A 22,054-nucleotide genomic window follows, 5' to 3' on the forward strand; every position below is an offset into this window, starting at 1 on the left:
CGGTCCGTTAAGGCCGGAGGGATAAGTCCGGGAATTCGCGAGGACGGCGCGGGGCGCGGATTGCTAAGGGGCGCGCCCACCCGCCCCTTAGCCCGTCCGCGTGCGGAAATGCCGCTGAAACTGCCGGAAGCCTGGCGGGCGGAACCCCTCCGCTGCCGCGTGCTGCCGCAACCAGCCCCGCGCTGCTCAGCGCCCAGCCCCGCGCTGCTCAGCGATCCTAATCCCTGATCCAGCCTTTACGAATCGGCATTGCAAACAGCACGCGATAAACCTGATGCGTCAGCGCCAGCAGGCGATCGCCATAGAGCTGCCATGCCATCTGCGAGGCCAGGCAGCCCAGCATACCGACCAGGAATCCGCCGATCATATCCAGCGGCCAGTGCACGCCCAGATAGACGCGCGACCAGGCGATAGCGCTGCCGATAGCCAGCAGCAGGATGCCGGACCAGAGCCGGTGCCAGAAAATAAAGGCGAGGGCAAAAGTAAAAATAGTTGTGCCGTGATCGCTCGGATAGGAGTCATCTGCGGCGTGCATCAGAAACTGGTGTCCCAGGCCAATAGCGAAGGGGCGCGGGTGGGGCAGCAGCTGGCCGGTACACCAGGAGATCAGCAGCGCATAGATCAGCGCCATTCCGGTCTTCAGTACCAGAGCGCGCTGAGACTGAACCTGCTCACGCGGTCCCCACAGCCAGAGAGCCACAATCAGCAGCGGTACAATCGCAATAAGATCTTTAGCGATAAAGGTTGCCAGATTTAGCAGCCAGGCCGGTGATGCCGGTGTGGCATTGATCCATAAAAAAAGGGTGTGGTTAATCGCTTCCATCCCGTTTAGCTATCCTCGTTTTGTTAACCCAAAAAGATATACCGGCCACTGTCAGCAGCTGTGCCAGCCAGACCCACCAGCCGGCCCATAAATTGTGCGAAAAAAAGTGCGCACCGCGCATTACCTGACCAAAACCCATCAGTAAACCCAGGGCGACACCGGCAAACAGCGCCAGCAGGGCGCGGCGTGGACGCTCCGGCCACCAGAGAAAAAACAGCGCCATCACCGCAAAGCCACTCGATGCATGTCCGCCCGGAAAGCAGCCGCCGGGTCCGCTGCCGGCGGGTACACTGCCCAGCAACGGGAAAGAGAGCGCCTTGCCGCCAAACATCGCCAGATCCCAGGGGCAGGAGTGCGCGCTGTGCGCTTTGACTATTCCCACCACCAGCGGACCGAGACCAAAAAGCAGCGCAACCAGCATCTGCCGCGCATGGCGGGCGCGTATACCCTGAAACAGCAGCAGTACGGCTCCGGCAATGATCGCATCCTTGGCAAGACGATGATTAATAACATCCAGCCAGCGGCTATGTTGCCAGGGAAAGCGCTGCGTAAGCGGATCAAACCAGTACTGGCTGATAGCGATGTCAAGCTGCTCATTACGTGATAAGTAAATAAACAGGGCTGCCAGAATTGCCAGTAAAATGAGGTTGATAGCGTAGAAGCGGCGTGACAAAGAATAAATAGTCCCGCTCCGATTCCGGTAGCAGGTTGTGGAAGTGTTTAACTTTGATGACAGTTGCATGAAGAGTGATCGTTAAAAAAGTCAGGATCACAGCATGGCGCGATTCGCTTAGCGCAACCTTAAGGCACCCGCGTCAGATATAAAAAAACCCGTCAGTCAATAAGACTGGCGGGCTCCTCAATCCGGGGATTTCAAAGAAAAGCAGTGGCACTTATTCAGACGCTGGCGGCCGGTAAAGGTTCCCGGCAGACAAAAATAATTTACCCCGCCAGCACCGGCCAGATAATCACGATCAGCGTACCGGCCAGCGTCAGCAGCACATTGGCAATCGCATAAGTACCGGCATACCCCAGCGCCGGGATATTACTGCGTGCGGTGTCGCTGATAATCTCCATGGCTGGTGCACAGGTGCGTGCGCCCATGATGGCACCAAACAGCAGCGCGCGGTTCATGCGCAGCACGTAAGCGCCAAACAGATAGCAGATAACCACCGGCACCAGACTGACCAGCAGCCCGCTCAGCAGCATCAGGGCGCCGGCACTGCCGAGCCCGTGCTGCAGTCCACTGCCGGCGCTAAGCCCGACGCCAGCCATAAAGACCATCAGTCCGAACTCTTTCAGCATGGTCAGCGCACCCTGCGGAATATAGCCAAAAGTAGGGTGGTTGGCGCGCAGGAAGCCCAGCATGATCCCGGCAAACAGCAGGCCGGCAGCGTTGCCGATACCGAAGCTGAAATTACTAAACTGAAACGTGATCATTCCTATCATCAGGCCGATGATAAAAAAGGCGCAGAAAGCGAGCAGGTCAGTTATCTGACTGTGTATGGCGATAAAGCCGATGCGATCGGCCAGGCTTTTAACACGGCGCGCTTCACCGCTGACCTGCAGCACATCGCCTTTATTGAGCATGATGCTGTCATCAATCGGCATCTCAATCTGACTGCGGATCACCCGATTCAGAAAGCAGCCGTGATCGGTGAGTTTAAGATGGCTGAGCCGCTTATTTACCGCATTGTGATTCTTGACCACAATCTCCTCGGTGACGATGCGCATATCGAGCAGATCGCGATCGAACACCTCTTTACCATTGCGAAAGCTGGCATCGAGCCGGGCGTGGGCGTCAGGATAACCTACCAGTGAGATCTCATCGCCCAGTTGCAGCATGGCATCGCCGTCCGGGCTGGCGAGAATACCGTTACGCCGCAGACGTTCTATATAGCAGCCGGTCTGGCGATGGATACCCAGCTCGCGCAGATTTTTGCCGCCGCTCCAGGCGACCAGCTCCGGTCCGACGCGATAGGCGCGGATCACCGGTAAGAAAACCTTACGCTGGCTGTCAGCATCCAGACCGCGTTCGCGGGCGATTTGCTGGGCGCAGGTGGGCAGATCCTGATGCTGCAACCGGGGCAGATAGCGGGCGCCGAAAATCAGGCTGACCAGCCCCACCAGATAGGTCAGGGCGTAGCCGAGGCTCAGATTATCCTGCATCATACTTAACTGACGCGGATCGCTGATGCTCTGCCGCAGCGTATCACCGGCACCCACCAGCACCGGCGTTGAGGTCATTGACCCTGCCAGCATGCCCGCCGTGAGGCCAATATCCCAGCCAAACAGATTGCCAAGAATGAGTGCGACCAGCAGCGCGCTGACCACCATCACAATGGCTAAGAAAAAATAGTTTTTACCGTCGCGGAAAAAGATAGAAAAGAAGTTGGGTCCTGCCTCTACGCCGACACAAAAAATAAACAGCATAAAGCCCAGGCTCAGGGCGTCGGTATTAATCGCAAAATGCTGCTGGCCTAAAATCAGAGAAACAACCAGTACACCAATTGAATTTCCCAGCTGGACGGAACCAAGACGCAGTTTTCCCAGACAGAGGCCGAGCGCTAATACGACAAATAATAACAGAACGTCATTTTTGCTTAACAATTCTGCGACGTTAATGTTCACAGTTTTAACTTCTTATTCACGTGTAACAGGTTGATAGGAGGAGGATTTTTAGCTATCTTAATCAGAGCGGTAAACGTCGGGGCTGGCCTTCCTGTCTCACCCGATTCTGAAGCGACATTATTCTAAACATTATTATTTGCTTCAGCTATCCGCATTGCTCACTCTTTCTGTTTGTAGCTGTTTCTATTTATTTCCACGCATGTGCGCCAGGCATTAAAAGTTCTGTTTTAACGTTAACGTTGAGGATTGTTATGTTGCAGCGCAGCCATCGCTGGTCCGCATTCGCGTCAGGCGCGACGCTTTATACGCTGGTGTTTATTTTTGCCCACCACTTCTGGAGCGTGCCGCTCCATATGCGGCATGGTCAGCCAGAACTTCTGCTGTTTTTATTACCCGGCGTGGCGATTGCGCTGCTGCAGCCCGCCAGTCCGATGGTGTCAACGCTGTGGTCAGCGATAGCGGGAACGCTGCTGGGGATGAGCTGGGTGATGCTGACAGAGCAGATCAGTCATACGCCGCTGATGGGGCTGGCCTGGAGCCTGAGTGCATTGTTCTGGGCAGGATGTGGTGCGCTACTGGTTCGTCTGCTGCGCATTATGCTGGCTATGCGCATCGATTAAAAAAAACGGGCCGTATGGCCCGTTTTTTTATGCCTCTATACCAAGATTCTCTTTGGTCCAGGCAGCAAATTCGGTGTAACCACCGATATGCCGATCGTCGATAAAAATCTGCGGCACCGTGGTCACCGGTTTACCGGCGCGCGCCTCCAGATCGGCTTTGGTGATGCCGGTTGCCTGAATATCAACATACTGGTAGTTGAAGCTATCCTGGTCGCTGGTCAGCTTAGCGGCTAACTCTTTAGCGCGTACGCAATAAGGGCATCCTGAACGGCCAAAAATTACTGCAATCATTGCTTCTCTCCTTCCGCTGCTGTTTTGTGAGCAAAGTCACAGCACAGCGTGAATAATGGTTCACATCATGCCCGCTCATGCTGCTTAAGAGAAGCAGAAAATACCTGTTACTCTGATGGATGTGCGCTATCCCTGACGGGCTATGCTGACAGCAGCGATACGCCGGACCAGACCCGCAAACAGCAGAGGTATCACAATGCGTAACCTTGCAAAATTGCCAAAACCCGTGTTGCTGCTTGAGGCGCTGGGCGCCTGCGCGGTAACCGGCGCGCTTTTGCTGATGAATAACTGGCTGCCAGCGCCTGCCGCTATTGGGCAAAAGCCGCTGGCTACGCTACTTTTTTTGCTGGGCATTGCACTGATGCTGCCTGCGGCATGGCTGATTATGTGGCGTACCGCCAAAGTCATGGCACCGCACCTTTTTGATCATACTCACACCAGGAAATAACCGGAGAACATAATGACGCCGACAATCGATCTGCTATGCAGCCACCGTTCCATTCGTGCTTTTACTGAGCAGGGTATTGATGACGCTCAGCGCCGCGCGATTATTGCTGCAGCGCAGGCGGCTTCTACCTCCAGTTTTCTGCAGTGCTCATCCATCGTACGCATCACCGATCGTGCAAAGCGCAGCGCGCTGGCGGAGCTGGCGGGCGGCCAGTCATGGGTAACGGATGCGCCGGAGTTTTGGGTCTTCTGCGCCGATTTTAACCGCCATCTGCAAATCTGCCCGGATGCTCAGCTGGGACGGGCTGAACAGCTGCTGCTGGGCTGTGTGGATACTGCACTGATGGCGCAAAATGCGATGGTGGCCGCCGAGTCGCTTGGGCTGGGTGGCGTTTTTATCGGCGGGATCCGCAATAACATTGCGGACGTAACCGCGCTGCTGGAGCTGCCAAAATTTGTGCTGCCGCTGTTTGGCTTCTGTATCGGCTATCCGTCAGCCTCGCCGGATGTAAAACCCCGTATGCCGCAGGCGATGCTGGTTCATGAAAACAGCTATCATCAGGTAGATGAAAAGGTGCTGGCAGAGTATGACCAGCAAATCACGGAGTACTATCAGCAGCGCGACAGCAACCAGCGCTCCGAAACCTGGAGCGATCTCATCCAGCGCCTGATCGTTAAAGAGACGCGTCCGTTTATGCTCGACTATCTGCACAGTCAGGGCTGGGCCACGCGTTAAGTCAGGAGGACGGCCGCATGAAAATGGCGCTTCTCACCCGCGACAGCACGCTTTACTCCAGTCAGCGGCTGCGCGCAGCCGCTGAGGCTCGCGGGCATCAGATTGCGATGATCGATCCGCTCTCCTGCTACATGAATATCAACGCAGCGCTGCCGGCCGTGCATTATCAGGGTGAGATACTCGGTCATTTTGATGCGGTGATCCCGCGTATCGGCACGGCCACAACTTTTTATGGCACCGCGGTGCTGCGCCAGTTTGAGCTGCTTGGCAGCTATCCGCTCAATGAATCGGTGGCGATCACCCGCGCCCGCGACAAGCTGCGCTCGCTGCAGCTGCTGGCGCGCGAGGGCATCGATATGCCAGTGACCGGTATCGCTTCCTCGCCGGATGATACCGGCGATCTGATCCGTATGGTGGGCGGGGCGCCGCTGGTGGTTAAGCTGGTGGAAGGCACCCAGGGGATTGGCGTTGTGCTGGCGGAGACGCGTCAGGCCGCCGAAAGCGTGATTGATGCGTTTCGCGGTCTTCATGCGCATATTCTGGTGCAGGAGTTTATTAAAGAAGCGCGGGGCCGTGATATTCGCTGTCTGGTTATTGGCGATCGCGTGGTGGCTGCCATCGAACGTGAGGCAAAAGAGGGGGAATTTCGCTCAAATCTGCATCGTGGCGGCACCGCGCATCCTGTTACTATCAGCGATCGGGAGCGTGACATCGCTATTAAAGCTGCGGCAACGCTGGGGCTGGCCGTGGCAGGCGTCGATATTCTGCGTGCCAGCCGCGGTCCGCTGGTTATGGAGGTCAACGCCTCACCCGGTCTGGAAGGTATTGAGGGCTGCACCGGCCTGGATATTGCCACTATGATGATCGACTGGATTGAGCAGCACGCCTGCCCCGGCTATCGTCCTAAAACCGGTGGCTAGATAGCGTTTTCCGGTGGTTTTCGTGGCATCTGACCCCATTTTTCCGTAAGCTAAGGCGCTTATTTATTCACCCCACAGGAAATAGCGATGGATTCACTGGTCGTTCCTGACATCGACATGCTGCGTCGCTGGCTGGATCAACAAAATATCACCTGGTTCGAGTGTGATGCCTGCCAGGCATTACATCTGCCGCACATGCAGAATTTTGACGGGGTGTTTGACGCAAAAATTGACCTGGTGGATAACGTTATTCTGTTTTCTGCGCTGGCTGAAGTGAAACCCACAGCGCTTATTCCGCTGGTCGGCGATCTGTCGCAAATTAATGCCAGCTCGCTGACCATCAAAGCTTTTATCGATATTCAGGATGATAATCTGCCCAAGCTGATTGTCTGTCAGTCACTGAGTGTTACCGCCGGCATCACCTTCAGTCAGTTCACGCACTTTATGAAACAGAGTGAAGAGGGGGGTTCTATGGTGATTATGGAAGCCTTTGCAAATCACCTGCTGATGATGGGTGAGGAGGAGGAGCGTCCTTCCGGGGTCAGCAGTTCAGGGGTTTTGCACTAATTCCGCTTTATATTCACTGCCGCAGACTGCGGCAGTTTTCTTTCTGCTTTTCTCCTGCCATTTTTTATTCTGTTATTTGCCCGCTCCCGCCAGATTTTAGTCATGCTTTATGCCGTAACTGCCAGACCACATAGCACAAAAGTGCATAAAATATCGTAAAAAGGCGTTTTTTACGCTGGGGTCTGGTGCGCAGAGATCAGGGGGGCTATTCTTGCGAAGCTGTGCCGGACAGGCTTCCGCTCAGCAGCGCTATACTGATTTCAGGGAAGGTCCGCCGCTACGCGTCTGCATAGCTACCCATTTGCAGGTTGCTGACTCACCCCCTCAGTACTGGCTATAGGTATTTACTATTTAACGTCCGCTGAAGAGTGATTCATTGTATGTCTGGCTATTTTCAGACAGGAAATCATCGGATCGGCTGTATGCAGCGTTTATTGACCCGTTCAGGAGAAAATAACAGATGAACAACCAGACAAAAAAATGGTTGCCAGCCGCAGTGGCTGGTGTGGTGATGGCATCGGCTGTTGCTGCTCAGGCAGAGGATAAAACGCTGCACGTCTATAACTGGTCCGATTATATTGCGGCCGATACGGTGCCCAACTTTGAAAAACAGACCGGCATCAAAGTTGTGTATGACGTCTTTGACTCCAATGAAGTGCTGGAAGGCAAACTGATGGCGGGCAGCACCGGCTATGATGTTGTGGTGCCTTCATCCAGTTTTCTGGCGCGTCAGCTGCAGTCGGGCGTGTTTCAGGAACTCGACAAAAGTAAACTGCCGAACTACAAAAACCTCGATCCAGACCTGATGGCCAAAGTGGCACAGCACGATCCTGGTAATAAATACGCGATTCCTTATCTGTGGGGCACCACCGGCATCGGTTATAACGTTGAGAAAGTCAAAGCCGCGCTTGGTGCGGACGCGCCGGTTAACAGCTGGGATCTGGTACTGAAACCGGAAAACCTCGAAAAACTGAAAAGCTGCGGTGTCTCTTTCCTGGACGCGCCGGAAGAGATCTTCGCCACGGTGCTGAACTATCTTGGCAAAGATCCCAACAGCGCTGACGCCAAAGATTACACCGGGGCGGCGACCGATCTGCTGATGAAGCTGCGGCCAAATATTCGCTATTTTCACTCGTCGCAATATATCAACGACCTGGCGAATGGTAACACCTGCGTGGCGATAGGCTGGTCTGGCGATATTCTGCAGGCGAAAGATCGGGCTGAAAAAGCGAACAACGGCGTTCACCTGGGCTATAGCGTGCCGAAGGAGGGCGCACTGGCGTTCTTTGATATGATGGCGATCCCGAAAGATGCGAAAAATATGGATGCTGCCTATCAGTGGCTGAACTACATCATGGAGCCGAAAGTGATCGCTGAGGTATCCAACAAAATCAATTATGCCAACGGCAATAAAGCGTCGCTGCCGCTGATTAACGCCGATGTCCGCAACAATCCGGGCATCTTCCCGACGCCGGACGCGATGGCGAAGCTGTTTGTGCTCAAGGTCCAGGATCCGAAACTGGATCGCGCACGCACCCGCGCATGGACTAAAGTAAAAAGTGGTAAGTGATTCGTTTTGAACGATATCCCTGACCGGTAATCACAGCAGAGGCGCAGTACGGGCCTCTGCTGTGCCATTCCAGCGGCTGGCTGTGCCGCGCTACCCCGCTTAGCGCCGGAGAAATGTTAGTGAACGACGCGATTTCCCGTCCCCAGAGTAAATCAGCAAAGGCATTAACGCCGCTGCTGGAGATCCGTAACCTGACCAAGTCGTTTGAGGGTCAGCACGCCGTAGATGATGTCAGCCTGACTATCTACAAAGGTGAAATCTTTGCCCTGCTGGGTGCATCTGGCTGCGGCAAATCGACGCTGCTGCGCATGCTGGCGGGATTTGAGATCCCGAGCAGCGGCCAGATTGTGCTGGATGGTCAGGATCTCTCTCACGTGCCGCCCTATCAGCGCCCTATCAATATGATGTTTCAGTCCTACGCGCTGTTTCCGCATATGACAGTGGAGCAAAACATCGCCTTTGGCCTGAAGCAGGATAAATTATCCAAAGCAGAAATCGCCAGCCGCGTGGCGGAGATGCTGGCACTGGTGCATATGCAGGAGTACGCCAGCCGCAAACCGCATCAGCTCTCAGGCGGGCAGCGTCAGCGCGTGGCGCTGGCCCGCAGCCTGGCAAAACGGCCTAAACTGCTGCTGCTGGATGAGCCGATGGGCGCACTGGATAAAAAACTGCGCGATCGCATGCAGCATGAGGTGGTGGATATTCTGGAGCGCGTGGGGGCTACCTGCGTCATGGTCACGCACGATCAGGAAGAGGCGATGACCATGGCCGGGCGTATTGCCATCATGAATCGCGGTAAGTTTGTGCAGATTGGCGAGCCGGAAGAGATTTATGAGCACCCTACCAGCCGCTATAGCGCAGAGTTTATCGGCTCGGTAAACGTATTTGAGGGGCTGCTGCGCGAGCGGCGTGACGATGGCGTGGTGATTGATAGCCCCGGCCTGATGCATCCGCTGAAGGTGCAGACGGATGTCTCCATTGTCGACAATGTCCCGGTCCACATTGCGCTGCGCCCGGAGAAGGTGATGCTGTGCGACACGGTACCGGCTGACGGCTGCAACTTTGCCGTGGGCGAGGTGGCGCATATCGCCTATCTGGGCGATCTGTCGATTTACCACGTGCGCCTGCACAGTGGCCAGATGATCAGCGCGCAGCTGCAGAACGCGCATCGTTTTCGCAAAGGTGCGCCGGTCTGGGGAGATGAAGTGCGTCTCTGCTGGGATGCGGACAGCTGTGTGGTTCTGACGGTCTAGGAGGCGGTTATGAGTCAGATTTCTCCACGACCTCAGCCGGTCCTGGCGGGCACGCCACTGCAGCGCTGGGCAACCCGTATGAAGATGCAGCACGGACGCAAGCTGGTGATTGCGCTGCCTTACCTGTGGCTGATTTTGCTGTTTCTGCTGCCGTTTCTGATTGTGCTTAAAATAAGCTTTGCCGATATCGCCCGCGCCATCCCGCCTTACACCGACCTGGTGACCTGGGCAGATGACCAGCTGAATGTCGTGCTGAACCTCGGCAACTATTTCACGCTGACTGACGATCCGCTTTACGCTGAAGCCTACCTGACCTCGCTAAAAGTGGCGGCGATCTCCACGGTAATTTGCCTGCTTATCGCCTATCCGCTCGCCTGGGCGGTCGCGCACAGCAAGCCGTCGATGCGCACTATACTGCTGCTGCTGGTGATCCTGCCCTCCTGGACCTCATTCCTGGTGCGCGTCTATGCCTGGATGGGGTTACTGAATAATAACGGCATCCTGAATCGCTTTTTNCGTTATCGATCATCCGCTGGTGATTCTCTATACCAATACGGCGGTCTATATCGGTATTGTTTACTGCTATCTGCCCTTTATGGTGCTGCCGATCTATACCGCGCTGACGCGTATCGACTATTCGCTGGTGGAAGCGTCGCTGGATTTAGGCGCGCGTCCGCTGAAGACCTTTTTCAGCGTGATTGTGCCGCTGACCAAAGGCGGCATTATCGCCGGATCGATGCTGGTGTTCATACCGGCGGTGGGGGAGTATGTGATCCCGGAACTGCTGGGCGGCCCGGACAGTATTATGATTGGCCGCATTCTCTGGCAGGAGTTTTTTAATAACCGCGACTGGCCGGTGGCCTCAGCGCTGGCGGTAACCATTCTGCTGATCCTGATCCTGCCGATTATCTGGTTCCACAAGCATCAAAATCGCGCTGCGGGAGAGAAAGCATGAATCAGCTGCCGGTTATTCGCTCGCCGTGGCGCACCGCTATTCTGGTGCTCTGCTTTCTGTTTCTCTATGCGCCCATGCTGCTGCTGGTGGTCTACTCCTTTAACAGCTCGCAACTGGTCACGGTGTGGGAGAGTTTCTCTTTTCACTGGTATCGCGTGCTGTTTCAGGATGAGGCGATGCTCGATGCCGTCGGGCTGAGCCTGACCATTGCCGGGCTTTCAGCCACCATGGCCGTGATACTGGGTACCCTGGCGGCGGTGATTATTGTGCGCTTTGGCCGCTTTCGCGGTCACAGCGGTTTCGCCTTTATGCTGACCGCACCGCTGGTTATGCCTGACGTGATTACTGGTCTTTCACTGCTGCTGCTGTTTGTGGCGATGGCGAACACGCTGGGCTGGCCGGGCGACCGCGGCATGCTGACTATCTGGCTGGCGCACGTCACATTCTGTACCGCTTATGTTGCGGTAGTGATTAACGCCCGCCTGCGCGAACTGGATCGCTCTATCGAAGAGGCGGCCATGGATCTGGGCGCTACGCCGCTGAAGGTGTTCTTTGTGATCACCGTGCCGATGATTGCTCCCGCCATTGTAACCGGCTGGCTGCTGGCCTTTACGCTGTCGCTGGATGACCTCGTGATCGCCAGCTTTGTTACCGGTCCGGGGGCGACCACGCTGCCGATGGCGATCTTCGCCACGGTACGACGCGGGGTGAATCCGGAGATCAACGCGCTGGCGTCGATTATTCTGTTTGTGGTGGGGCTGGTCGGTTTCATCGCCTGGCGTTTTATGGCGCATGAAGAAAAACAGCGTTTGCGTGATATTCAGAAAGCAAAACGTGGCTGAAATCCCGTGAGTTTGCCACTATAAGCAAGGCTGGCGTTGCCAGCCTTTTCTTATGGAGCCTGGGTGATGTCGGAAACGCTGAAAAACGCTGTGTTGAGCTCAACGCCAGTGCCGGTAACGATTGCCGGTATTGCGATTATTATTACCCGCTGTCTCAGCGTAATGATGATGGCTGGCGAGCTGGGCTATGAGGAGATGGCTAACTTTGTGCACCGCAGCGCACAGGCCTGGGACTCTACCCTGATATTTATCGCCAGCCAGCTGATTTTTCTGTTTGAACTGCGCTGTGCTTTTACCCTGATGCGCGGCAGCAATCGCGGACGCTGGGGCTATACGCTCAGCCAGGTTGTGGTGCTGTTGTATATGCTGATGGCGTCGGTCGGCTGGATCTATCCGGAGATATTCAGTATTTCGGGCGAAAACAATCTGCAGATTATTCACCACACGCTGCAGCAGAAACTGCCGGACGTGCTGATTGTACTGCTGCTTTTTGTGCCAGCCAGCAGCCGCGCATTTTTCCGCGCCCGGTGATACAATCGCCCCCCATTTTTTCTCCGAGTACAGGTTGTTCCATGCATTGCGCGCTTTATGACGCTGGCCGCTGCCGTTCATGTCAGTGGCTGGAGAAACCCTATCTGCAGCAGGTCAGCGATAAGCAGGCGCGGCTTGCTCAGCTGCTTGCAGCGATGCCGGTCAGCGAATGGCGGCGTCCGGTGACGTCGGCAGAGCAGGGGTTTCGCAATAAGGCCAAAATGGTCGTCAGCGGCAGCGTGGAGCGCCCGGTTTTTGGTCTGGTGGCGCCTGATGGCGACCCGGTCGATCTCTGCGCCTGTCCGCTCTATCCCGCCAGCTTTGCGCCGGTGTTTGCGCTGCTCAAACCTTTTATCGCTCGTGCCGGTCTTACGCCTTACAGCGTGACGCGCAGGCGCGGCGAGCTGAAGTTTCTGCTGCTGACAGAAAGCAGCGAGGGCGGCATGATGCTGCGTTTTGTGCTGCGTTCAGCCAGTAAGGTGCCGCAGCTGCGGGCGGCACTGCCGTGGCTGCAGCAGCAGCTGCCGCAGCTAAAGGTGATCTCTGCCAATATTCAGCCGGTACATATGGCAATTCTGGAGGGGGAGGAAGAGATTGCGCTGACCGCCCAGCAGGCGCTGCCGGAACGCTTTAATCAGGTGCCGCTTTATATCCGTCCGCAAAGCTTTTTCCAGACCAACCCGCAGGTGGCGGCCGCGCTCTACGCCACCGCGCGCGACTGGGTAGCGGAGCTGAACGTAACCAGCATGTGGGATCTCTTTTGCGGCGTGGGGGGATTTGGTCTGCACTGCGCCACGCCGGAGATGACGCTGACAGGCATTGAGATCAGCGCTGAAGCGATAGCCTGTGCGCAGCAATCCGCGCAGCAGCTGGGGCTGGAAAAGGTGCGCTTTGCCGCTCTGGATTCCACCCGTTTCGCGACCTCACGGGAAGACGTACCGCAGCTGGTGCTGGTTAATCCGCCGCGCCGCGGCATTGGCAGCGAGCTGTGCGACTATTTAAGCAGCATGTCTCCGGCTTCTATTCTCTACTCCAGCTGCAATCCTGCCACCCTGGCGCAGGATATTGCCCGGCTTAGTGATTACAACATACAAAGAGTGCAGCTGTTTGATATGTTCCCGCACACTGCCCATTTTGAAGTGTTATGCCTGCTGACGCGCAACGATCGGGCGCGTGCTGCATAACGCAGCACGCGCTGAGAAGAGAAGTTACTCCGGGAACCACTTCTGGTTAATTTGCTGCCAGCTGCCGTCAGCTTTCAGAGCCGCCAGCGCGGTATTAAACTCATTCAGCAGGGCACTGTTACCTTTACGCACGGCAATACCCAGGCCGGTGCCAAAGTAAGCGGCATCGGTCACGTGCTCGCCTACGGTAGCGAGATCCTCATTGGCTTTCAGCCACTGACTCACCACGGCGCTGTCGCCAAATACGCCATTGAGGCGGCCGTTTTTCAGGTCGAGAATCGCGTTCTGATAGCTGTCATACGCGACCGCTACCACGTCCGGATGCTTTTCAGTCAGATATTTCTGGTGGGTGGTGCCGTTCTCTACGCCGATACGCTTGCCTTTCAGCTGGCTGAAATCGCTGAACTCTCCTTTACGGGCAATGACGATAGCGGAGTTAGCATAGTAAGGCTGGCTGAAATCGACCTGCTTACTGCGCTCGGCGGTAATATCCATACCGGAAATCACCGCATCATAACGGCGGAACTTCAGCGACGGGATCAGGCTGTCAAACGCATTATTTGTGAACGTGCACTCCGCTTTGATTTTCGCACAGAGCGCTTTCGCCAGATCGATATCAAAGCCCACAATCTGATTGTCGTGATCCAGTGATTCAAACGGCGGATAGGTAGCGGAAACGGCAAAACGTATTTTTTCAGCTGCATAAGCATTCACAGTAATCGCAGCGAGCGCTGCGGCGATAATCCATTTTTTCATTATGTCATTCTCATAAGCAAGCCAGAGGCGGAATGCATGACACAATGCCATTTAATGAATTTTTATGCAATTATTTTGGATAAGTAAGGCTTTACGAAGGGCGGCTGCTCTGACGCCGGCATGGCGCAAAAGCAGCCGCTCCGATGGCGATCAGCTGCGCTGCTCAAATGCCAGTGCGCGTTTCTCTATCAGCCGCATCAGCAGCGTCAGCGCGCCGTTAACCACCAGATAGATCAGACCCGCTGCCGCATAGACCGTTACGTCATAGGTGCGTCCGTAAAGCATCTGACCGTGGCCCATCACTTCCATCAGCGTAATGGTGTAGGCCAGCGAGGTGCTCTTAAACACCAGCACCACCTCATTGGAATAGGAGGAGAGGGCGCGCTTAAACGCGTAGGGCAGCAAAATACGCAGCGTATCTTTGCGGTTCATGCCGAGCGCGGCGCACGACTGCCACTGACCCGCAGGAATTGCGCGTACCGCACCATAAAATAGCTGGGTGGTGTAGGCGGCGCTGTTGAGCGACAGCGCCAGCATCGCGCACAGCCAGGGCTGCGACAGCAGATGCCAGAGCCAGGGCACACTCTGGATGGAGGGGAACTGGCCCGGCCCGTAGTAGATCAGGAAAATCTGCACCAGCAGGGGAGTACCGGTAAACAGCGTGATATAGCCTTTTACCAGCAGGCTGGCGACCGGGACTTTCAGCGCCAGCACGACAGTACAGAGCAGCGACAGCAGCAGTGCGGCCGCCAGTGAGGCCAGCGTCAGCGTTAAGCTGGTATGCAGACCTTTTAACAGTTCGGGTAAATAGTCGAGCATGCGTCAGGCTCCCCGCTCAAAACGCGTGGTGCGTAATTCAATGCGGCGTAAAATCGCCTGACTGAACAGCGTAATTAACAGATAGATAGCGGCAGCCACCAGATACCAGGTAAACGGCTCCTGCGTACGCGTAGCGATACTTTTCGTCTGCAGCATCAGGTCGTTAACGCTGATCAGCGACACCAGCGCCGTATCTTTCAGCAGCACCAGCCACTGGTTGCCGAGGCCCGGCAGCGCATGTCGCCACATTTGCGGCATAATCAGACGGAAAAAGATGGCGGATTTTTTCATCCCCAGCGCCTGACCTGATTCCCACTGGCCTGCCGGTACCGCCTTCAGCGCGCCGCGCAGCGTCTGTGACGCATAGGCGGAATAGAGCATAGCCAGCGCAATCACCCCGCAGAGAAACGGGCTGACATCAAAGTTCTCAATCTGCAGCTGCACCGGAATGGTTACCAGGCCCAGATTAAGGCTGAAACCGTCAGAGAGCGTCAGCAGCAGCTGTGAGGCACCAAAATAGATAAAAAGGACGACCAGGATTTCCGGCAGACCGCGGATCAGCGTGACCAGCACGGTGCCGACCCACGCCAGCGGTTTTATGCGCAGCGACTCCCAGCCAGCAAACAGCATCGCCAGCACAAGGCCGGCGATCAGCGCACAAACAGCAAGGCCGACGGTTATCCCGGCGGCGCTTGCAAGAGAGATCATTTCATTCATCAGAGATTACTGCTGGAACCATTTGCTGTAGATAGTCTTGTAGGTGCCGTCAGCTTTGATCTTATCCAGTGCCGCGTTGAACTTACCCTGCAGTTCAGCGTTGCCCTGACGCACGGCGATGCCCAGGCCGGTGCCGAAGTAATCTTTATCCGTGACCTTTTCACCCAGCGGTGCCAGCGTTGCGTTCTGCTTCAGCCACTCATTAACCACGGCGGTATCACCAAAGACGGCATCGATGCGGCCATTTTTCAGATCCAGTACGGCGTTTTGATAGCTGTCGTAAGGCACGATAGTAATATCGCTATGCTTGTCAGTCAGGAACTTCTGGTGAGTAGTGCCGTTCTGTACGCCGACGCGCTTGCCTTTAAGGGCGGCAACATCAGCCAGTTTGCCTTTCTGCGCAATAAAGGTGGCAGAGTTATCGTAGTAAGGCTTGCTGAACAGCACCTGCTTTTCACGTTCTGGCGTGATGTCCATGCCGGCCATTACCGCGTCAAAACGGCGGAATTTCAGGCTCGGGATCAGGCTGTCGAACGCCTGATTAGTAAAGGTGCAGGTCGCATCCATCTCTTTGCAGAGTGCGTTAGCGAGATCAACATCGAACCCCTGAATTTTATTTTCAGCGTCAACGAATTCAAACGGCGGATAAGAGGCTTCGGTAGCGAAACGCAGCGTCTGTGCAGCAGAAGCGCTCAGGCTCAGCGTGGTGAGCAGGGCAGCAAGTACAACTTTTTTCATTATTAGCATCCTGACTTAGTGCGAGAGATAGTGTGCAAACGCATCGGTTTGCGGCTGTGTAAAGCGGCTGGCATCACCCTGTTCAATGATGTGACCATTCTCCATATAGACCACGCGGCTGGCGGTTTTGCGCGCCACTTCTACCTCGTGGGTCACAATAACCTGCGTGATCTGCGTCTGTGCCAGTTCACGAATAATCGTTACGATCTGCGCGGTAATTTCCGGATCGAGCGCGGCGGTGGGCTCATCAAACAGCAGCACCTGCGGCTCCATCATCAGCGCGCGGGCAATCGCCACGCGCTGCTGCTGACCACCGGAGAGGTGCAGCGGAAAACGATCGGCATAAGGTGTCAGGCGCAGGCGCTCCAGCAGCTTATCGGCGCGTGCGCGCGCCGCCTCTTTTGTCAGGCCCAGCACCCGGCAGGGAGCCTCAGTAAGGTTTTGCATAACCGTCAGGTGGGGCCAGAGGTTATATTGCTGGAATACCATGCCGACGTTCTGGCGCAGCTCGCGAATCGCGCTGTCAGCAGGCGTTTTGGTAAAGTCAAACTGGTTACCGGCAATCTGCAGCGTACCAGAACGCGGCAGCTCCAGCAGATTGAGTACGCGCAGGAGTGAGCTCTTACCGGCACCGCTGGGACCAAGCAGCACCAGCGTCTCTCCCTGCGGACACTCCAGGTTGATGTCAGACAGCGCCTGATGGGCACCGTAAAAGCAGTTAATAGCGTTTAATTGAATACTCATGCGCGGAAATATAGAGAGCAAATAGTGCCGCAAATCTTAACGTTCCCGGCATAGTTATGCAAATCGGGTGACTTAAAATTTATTAAACAGCGCTTACCCGCTCCGGTGCAGTAGAAAATTGTGCAGCCTGCGTCAGGCGTGGTTTGCGCGACTTCCACGTCCGACGTTAACACCGGTCAGGGGTTCTCTACCGATGCGGCACCCTAATGTGTGAACGGGATAACAAAAAAATGCGCTATTTTTTCTGCTCCAGCAGCTGGCTGAGTGAACCGCCACCGGCGTGGGGCCACGCCGCCATATAGCGCACATCCTGCACCACCCAGCATTCGCCTTCGCGGATCATCAGCACCTCATCGCGCCACTGTTTATCTCCGCGCGTTAGCGTCACGCGTAGCGGGATATTTCGCGCATCGCGGTTGGGGATTGAAGAGGCGCTGTCAACCTCAGCGGCGGCCGGCCCCTGCGCCAGGCTGGAAAAGAGATCGCCCTGACGCCACTCTGCCGGCTGATTGCGTTTTTCCCGCGCCTGCAGCAGCGTCTGATAAAGATGATCGCTCAGATAAGGGCGATATCTGGCCAGAAGCGCAGGGTCAGGCAGGCCTGCTGAGGGAGCCTTCACGCGTAAATCATAAAACTGTTGCGCCACGCTATCCGGCCCGCCATCGATACAGGACGCACTGCGCGGGCCATTATCCCTGATAACCGGCTCTACGGTGGTACAGGCGCTCAGCAGCGTTGCTGCTGATGCCAGCAGTGCAAGGGCTTTGATTCTCATCTCCGGTTCCTTATTGTTCTGTGGCAAAGCATGGGTTTTAGCATAGAGTATAGTCGTGCTTTTTCAGCACCATGCGTGCGGGTTCCATCGACATCTTCAGGAGATAACCATGAAATTTTCGACGACACCAACTCTGGAAGGCCACAGCATTACCGAATACTGCGGCGTTGTAACCGGCGAGGCGATTTTGGGCGCCAATATATTTCGCGATTTCTTTGCCGGTATTCGCGATATCGTAGGGGGCCGCTCGGGCGCCTATGAAAAAGAGCTGCGCAAGGCGCGTGAGATTGCGTTTAAGGAGCTGGGCGATCAGGCAAAAGCACTGGGTGCTAACGCGGTAGTCGGTATCGATATCGATTACGAAACCGTGGGTAAAGACAGCAGTATGCTGATGGTGAGCGTCTCCGGCACCGCCGTTATCGTGCGCTAATGCGTTTACTGCTGGTTACAGCGATGGCGCTGCTGCTCAGCGCCTGTCACTCCCCAATGGAAGCGCGTCAGGGTTACTGGGCCGATACCACCCATCCGGCGCAGGGGGCACGACCGCGCATTAAAGTTGTGGTGATCCACTACACCGCGGACGATTTCTCCTCCTCGCTGGCAACCCTGACCGATCGGCAGGTCAGCGCACACTATCTGATCCCGCGCCAGCCGCCGCAGAGAGCGGGCAGGGGAGTGGTCTGGCAGCTGGTGCCGGAGCAGCAGCTTGCCTGGCATGCCGGACCGAGTTTCTGGCGCGGTGCAACCCGGATTAATGACACGTCGGTAGGAATTGAGATAGTCAATGCAGGCTATCAGCGTACGCTGACCGGGCTAAGGTGGCAGCCTTATACAGCCGAACAAATCGCCGTACTGGCGGCGCTGCTGCGCGATCTGCAGCAGCGTTATGGTATTACGCCCGAAAATATAGTGGGCCACAGCGATATCGCGCCGCAGCGCAAGCAGGACCCCGGCCCGCTCTTTCCCTGGCAGCAGCTGGCCGCGCAGGGCAGTGGCGCCTGGCCCGATCCGGCTGTTGTGGCACGCTATCTGGCGGGCCAGTCTGCCAGCGCCGTTGTGGATCCGCAGCCGCTGCTGGCAGCGCTGCAGCAGTATGGCTATGACGTGGCGGGCGCGACAACGCCTGAGATGCAGCGCCGGCTGATTGCGGCTTTTCAGATGCACTTCCGCCCGCGCGACTACCGGGGTGTTGCTGACGCAGAGACGCTGGCGATAGCCCGGGCGCTGCTGGCACAGTATGGCGCGGCGCGCTAGCGGTCAGCCCGCTGACTGCAGAAACGCCTGCCAGCGTGCGACGACCTGCTGCAGATCGGCGCGGGACACATCCAGATGGGTCACCATGCGCGTCCGGGTGCCCACGCTGATAAGAATACCGGCGGCGTGCATCCAGCGCTGCAGCGCTTCTGTCTGCTCTGGCGGAACCTGCACAAACAGCATGTTTGTCTGCTGGCTTATCACCTCCACACCCAGCGTGCGCAGCTGCTCTGCCAGCCACGCGGCGTTATCATGATCCTCCTGCAGCCGGGTCACGTTGTGCTGTAGTGCATAGCGTCCGGCCGCCGCCAGAATGCCCGCCTGGCGCATACCGCCACCGGTCATTTTACGCCAGCGCCGCGCCTGCCCGATATAAGCGCTGTCGCCGCACAGCAGCGAGCCTACCGGCGTGCCCAGCCCCTTTGAGAGGCAGATAGTCAGTGAATCGCAGTAGCGTGCAATTTCTGCCAGCGTCACCTGCTGTGCCACCACGGCATTAAAGATACGTGCGCCATCAATATGCAGCGCCAGCCCGCGTTCGCGGGTAAAGTGCCACGCCTGCTCCAGATAGCTGAGCGGCAGGACTCTGCCGTGATGGGTATTTTCCAGACTCAGCAGGCGGGTACGGGCAAAATGAATATCGTCCGGCTTAATCGCAGCGGCAACGTCTTCCAGCGGCAGGGTGCCATCCTCGGCAGCAAGGATTGGCTGAGGCTGAATACTGCCCAGCACCGCCGCGCCCCCCGCTTCATATTTATAGTTGTGCGCCTGCTGGCCAACGATATATTCATCGCCGCGCTGGCAGTGGCACAGCAGCGCCACCAGATTAGCCTGAGTGCCGGTAGGAAAAAACAGCGCGGCCGCTTTGCCGCTTATCGCCGCCGCTTCGGCTTCCAGTGCATTGACCGTGGGATCGTCACGATAGACGTCATCTCCGGTGGCGGCGTTCATCATGGCGTCCAGCATCGCCGCACTCGGGCGGGTTACGGTATCACTGCGCAAATCGATCACGTGGCTCTCCTGAAAGAAAAAGCGGGCTGTTCGCCCGCATTATTGCCTGTCCGGCAGGAGCTTTGTTTTACCGCAGCCAGTTGGTTTTCGCCAGCTCGGTGATCTCATTGCCGCGTCCGTTAAGGATGGCGCGCAGCATATAGAGACTGAAGCCTTTTGCCTGCTCCGCTTTGATTTGCGGCGGCATCGACAGCTCCTCTTTAGCCGTATGCACATCCACCAGGACCGGACCATCATGCGCAAAAGCCTGTTCCAGCGCCGCATTAAGATCTGACGCTTTTTCAACCCGGATACCTTTGATGCCGCAGGCGGTGGCAATCGCAGCAAAATCAGGATTTTCCAGGTCGGTGCCGTCAGTAAGATAACCGCCCGCTTTCATCTCCATTGCCACAAAGCCCAGCACGCTGTTGTTAAAAATCACCAGCTTCACCGGCAGTTTCAGCTGCGCTACCGAGATAAAGTCTCCCATCAGCATACTGAAGCCACCGTCGCCGCACAGCGCCACAACCTGACGCTCTCTGTCGATAGCCTGCGCACCCAGCGCCTGCGGCATCGCATTGGCCATGGAGCCGTGATTAAACGAGCCCAGCAGGCGCCGTTTGCCGTTCATCTGCAGATAGCGCGCCGCCCAGACGGTGGGCGTGCCGACATCGCAGGTAAAAATGGCGTCGTCAGCGGCGTGGCGGCTGATCTGCTGTGCCAGATACTGGGGATGGATCGCCTGGTTGTCGTTTGCGGTTGCCAGATCGTCAAGGCTCTTGCGGGCGTCAGCGTAGTGCTCCAGTGCACGATCGAGATGATGGCGATCGTCATGCCTCTCAAGCTGCGGCAGCAGCGCCTGGATAGTGGCTTTAACGTCACCCACCAGTGGCATATCGACATGGCTGTGCGCGCCCAGGCTGCCGGGATTGATATCAATCTGAATGATGCGTGCGCTGGCGGGGTAGAAGGCACGATAGGGGAATTTCGTGCCGAGCAGGATCAGGGTGTCGGCATTCATCATGGCGTGATAGCCGGAAGAGAAACCAATCAGCCCGGTCATGCCAACATCATACGGGTTGTCATATTCAATATGTTCTTTGCCACGCAGCGCATGCACTACCGGCGCCTTAAGCCGTTCTGCCAGGGCGACAACTTCAGCATGGGCACCGGCGCAGCCGCTGCCGCACATCAGCGTAATATTGCCCGCGCCGTTAAGTGTTTCCGCCAGGGCAGCGAGCTCCGCCGCGGCCGGCACGACCTGCGGCAGCTGCGGCGGATACCATTCGCTGCGCGCACTTTTCGGGGCGGACTGCAGCGCCACGTCACCCGGCAAAACAATTACAGAGACCCCGCGGTTGAGGATCGCTTTGCGCATGGCGATGCCCAGAACCTGCGGCAGCTGCTCCGGATTAGAGACCAGCTCACAGTAGTGGCTGCATTCACGAAACAGCTCCTGCGGATGCGTCTCCTGAAAATAGCCGCTGCCAATTTCGCTGGAAGGAATATGCGCGGCAATCGCCAGCACCGGCACATTGTTACGATGGCAGTCAAATAGCCCGTTAATCAGGTGCAGGTTACCGGGACCGCAGGAGCCGGCGCAGACCGCCAGCTCGCCGCTGATTTGCGCTTCTGCACCGGCGGCAAACGCGGCCACCTCTTCATGTCGCGTTGGCATCCATTCAATCGTACCCATGCGATTCAGGCTGTCACTCAGGCCGTTAAGCGAATCACCGGTTACGCCCCAGATACGTTTTACGCCTGCGCTCTCCAGCGTTTGCGCCAGCAGGGCGGCCACAGTTTGTTTCATCATTTGCTCCTTTCTGATGGGGTGCCATCTATGCTGATGGCAAAAATCTGTCAGTCAGAAAGCGTAGACGAAGCCGCTGCG

The 22,054-nt window shown here is 56.5% G+C and carries 24 protein-coding genes and 1 pseudogene; 13 read left to right on the forward strand and 12 right to left on the reverse strand.

All coding sequences use genetic code 11. The annotated features are described in order from the left end of the window. Positions 1–217: 217 nt before the first annotated feature. From ybjG to F3I15_RS06830, 3 genes are all read right to left on the reverse strand, one after another. Positions 218–823, reverse strand: coding sequence for an undecaprenyl-diphosphate phosphatase (gene ybjG, locus F3I15_RS06820; RefSeq protein ID WP_150017218.1), 606 nt, complete (start codon positions 821–823; stop codon positions 218–220). Next, the gene (locus F3I15_RS06825; RefSeq protein ID WP_150017219.1) at positions 810–1,565 is read right to left on the reverse strand and encodes a phosphatase PAP2 family protein; all 756 of its coding nucleotides are present in this window, start codon (positions 1,563–1,565) and stop codon (positions 810–812) included. Before F3I15_RS06825 ends, ybjG begins: the two co-directional genes overlap by 14 nt. Positions 1,566–1,765: 200 nt before the next feature. Further along, positions 1,766–3,454, reverse strand: a complete 1,689-nt coding sequence (locus tag F3I15_RS06830) for an aspartate:alanine antiporter (RefSeq protein WP_150017220.1) — start codon at positions 3,452–3,454, stop codon at positions 1,766–1,768. Positions 3,455–3,705: 251 nt separating this feature from the next. On the opposite strand from F3I15_RS06830, the gene ybjM reads away from it, so the two are divergent. Further along, on the forward strand, positions 3,706–4,074 hold the full coding sequence (gene ybjM, locus F3I15_RS06835) for an inner membrane protein YbjM (protein ID WP_150017221.1): 369 nt from the start codon (positions 3,706–3,708) through the stop codon (positions 4,072–4,074). 27 nt (positions 4,075–4,101) lie between these two features. Here ybjM and F3I15_RS06840 read toward each other — a convergent pair whose 3' ends face one another. Then, a complete protein-coding gene (locus F3I15_RS06840) occupies positions 4,102–4,365 on the reverse strand; it encodes a GrxA family glutaredoxin (protein ID WP_039383469.1) in 264 nt (87 codons plus the stop codon). Positions 4,366–4,561: 196 nt separating this feature from the next. Between F3I15_RS06840 and F3I15_RS06845 the strand changes: the two genes are divergently transcribed. The 10 genes and pseudogenes from F3I15_RS06845 to rlmC all read left to right on the forward strand — a co-directional run bounded on the left by F3I15_RS06845 (position 4,562) and on the right by rlmC (position 13,370). Beyond that, positions 4,562–4,813 carry a DUF1418 family protein gene (locus F3I15_RS06845; protein ID WP_150017222.1) on the forward strand — a complete coding sequence of 84 codons (252 nt, stop codon included), beginning with the start codon at positions 4,562–4,564 and terminating at the stop codon, positions 4,811–4,813. 12 nt (positions 4,814–4,825) lie between these two features. Further along, a complete protein-coding gene (gene nfsA / locus F3I15_RS06850; protein ID WP_150017223.1) occupies positions 4,826–5,548 on the forward strand; it encodes an oxygen-insensitive NADPH nitroreductase in 723 nt (240 codons plus the stop codon). A gap of 17 nt (positions 5,549–5,565) precedes the next feature. After that, positions 5,566–6,468: a 30S ribosomal protein S6--L-glutamate ligase gene (gene rimK, locus F3I15_RS06855; protein ID WP_150017224.1), complete on the forward strand. Its 903-nt coding sequence runs from the start codon at positions 5,566–5,568 to the stop codon at positions 6,466–6,468. A gap of 87 nt (positions 6,469–6,555) precedes the next feature. After that, a complete protein-coding gene (locus tag F3I15_RS06860) occupies positions 6,556–7,035 on the forward strand; it encodes a YbjN domain-containing protein (protein ID WP_150017225.1) in 480 nt (159 codons plus the stop codon). A 460-nt stretch (positions 7,036–7,495) separates the two neighbouring features. Then, positions 7,496–8,605: a spermidine/putrescine ABC transporter substrate-binding protein PotF gene (potF, locus tag F3I15_RS06865; RefSeq protein WP_071668664.1), complete on the forward strand. Its 1,110-nt coding sequence runs from the start codon at positions 7,496–7,498 to the stop codon at positions 8,603–8,605. A 119-nt stretch (positions 8,606–8,724) separates the two neighbouring features. Then, on the forward strand, positions 8,725–9,858 hold the full coding sequence (gene potG, locus F3I15_RS06870) for a putrescine ABC transporter ATP-binding subunit PotG (protein WP_150017226.1): 1,134 nt from the start codon (positions 8,725–8,727) through the stop codon (positions 9,856–9,858). Positions 9,859–9,867: 9 nt separating this feature from the next. Next, a pseudogene (potH, locus tag F3I15_RS06875) lies at positions 9,868–10,813 on the forward strand (putrescine ABC transporter permease PotH). Beyond that, positions 10,810–11,655, forward strand: coding sequence for a putrescine ABC transporter permease PotI (gene potI / locus F3I15_RS06880; RefSeq protein WP_071668666.1), 846 nt, complete (start codon positions 10,810–10,812; stop codon positions 11,653–11,655). Before potH ends, potI begins: the two are co-directional and overlap by 4 nt. 66 nt (positions 11,656–11,721) lie before the next feature. Next, on the forward strand, positions 11,722–12,186 hold the full coding sequence (locus F3I15_RS06885) for a YbjO family protein (protein WP_150017227.1): 465 nt from the start codon (positions 11,722–11,724) through the stop codon (positions 12,184–12,186). Positions 12,187–12,227: 41 nt separating this feature from the next. Next, positions 12,228–13,370 carry a 23S rRNA (uracil(747)-C(5))-methyltransferase RlmC gene (rlmC, locus tag F3I15_RS06890; RefSeq protein ID WP_150017228.1) on the forward strand — a complete coding sequence of 381 codons (1,143 nt, stop codon included), beginning with the start codon at positions 12,228–12,230 and terminating at the stop codon, positions 13,368–13,370. Positions 13,371–13,394: 24 nt separating this feature from the next. On the opposite strand, the gene F3I15_RS06895 is transcribed toward rlmC, so the two are convergent. From F3I15_RS06895 to F3I15_RS06920, 6 genes are all read right to left on the reverse strand, one after another. Continuing rightward, entirely contained in the window at positions 13,395–14,126 is a 732-nt protein-coding gene (locus F3I15_RS06895; RefSeq protein ID WP_150017229.1) for an arginine ABC transporter substrate-binding protein, read from the reverse strand. 150 nt (positions 14,127–14,276) lie between these two features. Continuing rightward, positions 14,277–14,945, reverse strand: coding sequence for an arginine ABC transporter permease ArtM (gene artM / locus F3I15_RS06900; protein WP_150017230.1), 669 nt, complete (start codon positions 14,943–14,945; stop codon positions 14,277–14,279). 3 nt (positions 14,946–14,948) lie between these two features. After that, complete coding sequence (gene artQ / locus F3I15_RS06905; RefSeq protein ID WP_071668669.1) at positions 14,949–15,662, reverse strand: arginine ABC transporter permease ArtQ; 714 nt, start codon at positions 15,660–15,662, stop codon at positions 14,949–14,951. Positions 15,663–15,668: 6 nt separating this feature from the next. Continuing rightward, positions 15,669–16,400, reverse strand: a complete 732-nt coding sequence (gene artJ / locus F3I15_RS06910; protein WP_071668670.1) for an arginine ABC transporter substrate-binding protein — start codon at positions 16,398–16,400, stop codon at positions 15,669–15,671. A 15-nt stretch (positions 16,401–16,415) separates the two neighbouring features. Next, positions 16,416–17,144, reverse strand: a complete 729-nt coding sequence (artP, locus tag F3I15_RS06915; protein WP_039383501.1) for an arginine ABC transporter ATP-binding protein ArtP — start codon at positions 17,142–17,144, stop codon at positions 16,416–16,418. A gap of 235 nt (positions 17,145–17,379) precedes the next feature. Beyond that, positions 17,380–17,919 carry a lipoprotein gene (locus tag F3I15_RS06920; protein WP_150017231.1) on the reverse strand — a complete coding sequence of 180 codons (540 nt, stop codon included), beginning with the start codon at positions 17,917–17,919 and terminating at the stop codon, positions 17,380–17,382. Positions 17,920–18,028: 109 nt separating this feature from the next. Here F3I15_RS06920 and F3I15_RS06925 point away from each other — a divergent pair, with 109 nt between their 5' ends. Together F3I15_RS06925 and F3I15_RS06930 are read left to right on the forward strand one after the other, a co-directional pair. Beyond that, positions 18,029–18,349, forward strand: a complete 321-nt coding sequence (locus tag F3I15_RS06925; protein ID WP_039383506.1) for a heavy metal-binding domain-containing protein — start codon at positions 18,029–18,031, stop codon at positions 18,347–18,349. Next, positions 18,349–19,173, forward strand: a complete 825-nt coding sequence (locus F3I15_RS06930) for an N-acetylmuramoyl-L-alanine amidase (RefSeq protein ID WP_150017232.1) — start codon at positions 18,349–18,351, stop codon at positions 19,171–19,173. The genes F3I15_RS06925 and F3I15_RS06930 overlap by 1 nt, the downstream gene beginning before the upstream one ends. Before the next feature lie 3 nt (positions 19,174–19,176). On the opposite strand, the gene ltaE is transcribed toward F3I15_RS06930, so the two are convergent. Together ltaE and poxB are read right to left on the reverse strand one after the other, a co-directional pair. Then, on the reverse strand, positions 19,177–20,184 hold the full coding sequence (ltaE, locus tag F3I15_RS06935) for a low-specificity L-threonine aldolase (protein WP_150017233.1): 1,008 nt from the start codon (positions 20,182–20,184) through the stop codon (positions 19,177–19,179). Positions 20,185–20,251: 67 nt separating this feature from the next. Next, the gene (gene poxB, locus F3I15_RS06940; protein ID WP_150017463.1) at positions 20,252–21,973 is read right to left on the reverse strand and encodes a ubiquinone-dependent pyruvate dehydrogenase; all 1,722 of its coding nucleotides are present in this window, start codon (positions 21,971–21,973) and stop codon (positions 20,252–20,254) included. Between the last annotated feature and the right edge of the window lie 81 nt (positions 21,974–22,054).

This window comes from Pantoea sp. M_9 (assembly GCF_008631385.1).
Classification (GTDB): Bacteria; Pseudomonadota; Gammaproteobacteria; order Enterobacterales; family Enterobacteriaceae; genus Pantoea; species Pantoea eucrina.

Bases quoted from the DNA above. Each gene is read 5' to 3' on its own strand.
- ybjG (WP_150017218.1), bottom strand. From the start codon at position 823: ATGGAAGCGATTAACCACACCCTTTTTTTATGGATCAATGCCACACCG.
- F3I15_RS06825 (WP_150017219.1), bottom strand. From the start codon at position 1,565: ATGCAACTGTCATCAAAGTTAAACACTTCCACAACCTGCTACCGGAAT.
- ybjM (WP_150017221.1), top strand. From the start codon at position 3,706: ATGTTGCAGCGCAGCCATCGCTGGTCCGCATTCGCGTCAGGCGCGACG.
- F3I15_RS06840 (WP_039383469.1), bottom strand. From the start codon at position 4,365: ATGATTGCAGTAATTTTTGGCCGTTCAGGATGCCCTTATTGCGTACGC.
- F3I15_RS06845 (WP_150017222.1), top strand. From the start codon at position 4,562: ATGCGTAACCTTGCAAAATTGCCAAAACCCGTGTTGCTGCTTGAGGCG.
- nfsA (WP_150017223.1), top strand. From the start codon at position 4,826: ATGACGCCGACAATCGATCTGCTATGCAGCCACCGTTCCATTCGTGCT.
- rimK (WP_150017224.1), top strand. From the start codon at position 5,566: ATGAAAATGGCGCTTCTCACCCGCGACAGCACGCTTTACTCCAGTCAG.
- F3I15_RS06860 (WP_150017225.1), top strand. From the start codon at position 6,556: ATGGATTCACTGGTCGTTCCTGACATCGACATGCTGCGTCGCTGGCTG.
- potF (WP_071668664.1), top strand. From the start codon at position 7,496: ATGAACAACCAGACAAAAAAATGGTTGCCAGCCGCAGTGGCTGGTGTG.
- potI (WP_071668666.1), top strand. From the start codon at position 10,810: ATGAATCAGCTGCCGGTTATTCGCTCGCCGTGGCGCACCGCTATTCTG.
- F3I15_RS06885 (WP_150017227.1), top strand. From the start codon at position 11,722: ATGTCGGAAACGCTGAAAAACGCTGTGTTGAGCTCAACGCCAGTGCCG.
- rlmC (WP_150017228.1), top strand. From the start codon at position 12,228: ATGCATTGCGCGCTTTATGACGCTGGCCGCTGCCGTTCATGTCAGTGG.
- F3I15_RS06895 (WP_150017229.1), bottom strand. From the start codon at position 14,126: ATGAAAAAATGGATTATCGCCGCAGCGCTCGCTGCGATTACTGTGAAT.
- artM (WP_150017230.1), bottom strand. From the start codon at position 14,945: ATGCTCGACTATTTACCCGAACTGTTAAAAGGTCTGCATACCAGCTTA.
- artQ (WP_071668669.1), bottom strand. From the start codon at position 15,662: ATGAATGAAATGATCTCTCTTGCAAGCGCCGCCGGGATAACCGTCGGC.
- artJ (WP_071668670.1), bottom strand. From the start codon at position 16,400: ATGAAAAAAGTTGTACTTGCTGCCCTGCTCACCACGCTGAGCCTGAGC.
- artP (WP_039383501.1), bottom strand. From the start codon at position 17,144: ATGAGTATTCAATTAAACGCTATTAACTGCTTTTACGGTGCCCATCAG.
- F3I15_RS06920 (WP_150017231.1), bottom strand. From the start codon at position 17,919: ATGAGAATCAAAGCCCTTGCACTGCTGGCATCAGCAGCAACGCTGCTG.
- F3I15_RS06925 (WP_039383506.1), top strand. From the start codon at position 18,029: ATGAAATTTTCGACGACACCAACTCTGGAAGGCCACAGCATTACCGAA.
- F3I15_RS06930 (WP_150017232.1), top strand. From the start codon at position 18,349: ATGCGTTTACTGCTGGTTACAGCGATGGCGCTGCTGCTCAGCGCCTGT.
- poxB (WP_150017463.1), bottom strand. From the start codon at position 21,973: ATGAAACAAACTGTGGCCGCCCTGCTGGCGCAAACGCTGGAGAGCGCA.